Here is a 1,838-nt window from a genome sequence, read left to right as displayed (position 1 = left end):
GCCTTGGTCTCCTGGTACAGGAACGACTTGTTGGCCGAACCGCCGCCCTTGGCCATGAACAGGAACTTGTACACCGGGTTGTCGGCGTCGCCCTCGGTCGAGTACAGCTCGATCTGGGCAGGCAGGTTGGTGCCGGTGTTCTTCTCGTCCCACATGGTGATCGGGGCGAGCTGGGAGTAGCGCAGGTTCAGCTTGGTGTAGGCGTCGAAGATGCCGCGGCTGAGCCATTCGGCGTCGTCGGCACCGGTGAGCACGCCCTCGCTCTTCTTGCCCATCACGATCGCGGTGCCGGTGTCCTGACACATCGGCAGCACGCCGCCTGCGGAGATGTTGAGGTTCTTGAGCAGGTCGAGCGCGACGAAGCGGTCGTTGCCCGAGGACTCGGGGTCGTCGATGATCTTGCGCAGCTGCCGCAGGTGCGCGGGGCGCAGGTAGTGGCTGATGTCGTGGATCGCCGTCTCGGTCAGCAGCCGCAGCGCCTCGGGCTCGACCTGCAAGAAGGTGCGCCCGTTGTGCTCGAAGGTGCTGACCCCCTCGCTGGTGAGCAGGCGGTAGGGCGTCTCGTCGGCGCCGATGGGCAGCAGATCGGAATAGCGGAACTCCGGCGCGGTCACGGATCGCACTCCTTCGGGCAGGGCGGGCACCGCAACACTGCGGAGCACCAGGCATGGCTGGTCACAAAGCAATCCGCAGCCTATCGACCACCCACACCCGCACGACGGTTAGGCAACCCTATGTGAGGTTCCTGACCTACCCTAACTAATATCGAGGTTGCACGTTCAACCCAAACGGTGCTACCCATTCTCCGGGCGGTGGCGGGAGTGCACCGTTCAATCCGAAGCCTGCACCTTCAGAATCTGGAGCTCGATCGTGACCGATCCACAGTGGCTCGATGATGTCGAAATGCGTGCCTGGCTGGGCTATGTCCGAACCCGCGACCTGATCGCCGCGGCGATCGGGCGCGACGCCGGCCGGGCAGCCAACCTGAGCTATGTCGAGTATTCCGTGCTGGTCTACCTAGCCGATGCGCCAGGTCAGCGACTCACCTTCGCCGACCTGGCCTGCGCGCTCGAATGGTCGCAGAGCCGGCTCTCGCACCAGATCACCCGCATGCAGAAGCGCGGTCTGGTCTCCCGCGAGACGATGCCGCACGACCAGCGCCGGACCGTGGCCAAGCTGACCCCGACGGGCGGGCAACTGCTCACCACGGCCGCGCCCGCCCATGTGCGCAGTGTGCGCAAGCACATGATCGATGTCCTCGATCGCGACCAGCTCGCGACCCTCGCGGAGATCTACGACGTGCTCGTCGATCACCACCGCGGCGCGAAGTCGGCCGAACCGGTCGGCCGGCTACAGACCGCCGCGCCCGGCGAGGACTAGGACCCGCCGCTGCCGCCCCCGCCGGAGGAGTCGGGGCGGGCCTTGCCCAACCCGCCGCGCGCGATGCTGCCACCTTTGGTGGGTGCGCCGCGATCGAAGACGTCGCCGCTGGTCGGCCGCAGGAAACTGCCCGCCGCCAGGGCGACAGCGACGCCGATCGCCGGGTAGACGAACGTATCGGTGTGCTGATACCAGAAGCGCGAGTACGTGGTATCGCTCGTGTCGCACTGGTCGTCGGCCACGCGGACATTGGTCGTCTTGTCCACGCAGACACCGACCGACGCCGGCGTGGCGGCGGTCGAGGTCGTGGTAGTCACCCGCGATGTCGTTGTCGGCGGCGGCTTCGAGGTGGTCGTGAGGGTGGTCGACGCCGCGCGCGGTGCCGGTTTCGGGGTGGCGGTGCCACATCCGGCCGAGACCAGCGCCACCGCCACCACGGCGGGCAGCGTGTAGGACAC

2 protein-coding genes and 1 pseudogene are annotated in these 1,838 nt (G+C 67.1%); 1 reads left to right on the top strand and 2 read right to left on the bottom strand.

Annotated elements, in window-relative coordinates; genetic code table 11:
• Nucleotides 1-614: fumarate hydratase (locus ACFWF3_RS34410; protein WP_379318206.1), on the bottom strand; the 614-nt coding region annotated here is incomplete at its 3' end.
• Nucleotides 615-870: 256 nt separating this feature from the next.
• On the opposite strand from ACFWF3_RS34410, the gene ACFWF3_RS34405 reads away from it, so the two are divergent.
• A complete protein-coding gene (locus ACFWF3_RS34405) occupies nucleotides 871-1,380 on the top strand; it encodes a MarR family winged helix-turn-helix transcriptional regulator (RefSeq protein ID WP_378988225.1) in 510 nt (169 codons plus the stop codon).
• Here the strand turns inward: ACFWF3_RS34405 and ACFWF3_RS34400 are convergent.
• A pseudogene (locus tag ACFWF3_RS34400) lies at nucleotides 1,377-1,838 on the bottom strand (hypothetical protein); the annotation flags it as partial. The gene ACFWF3_RS34405 and the pseudogene ACFWF3_RS34400 overlap by 4 nt on opposite strands.

The sequence above is a fragment of the Nocardia sp. NPDC060220 genome (assembly GCF_042727815.1).
Classification (GTDB): Bacteria; Actinomycetota; Actinomycetes; order Mycobacteriales; family Mycobacteriaceae; genus Nocardia.
This window is presented reverse-complemented; position numbering and strand designations above follow the sequence as displayed.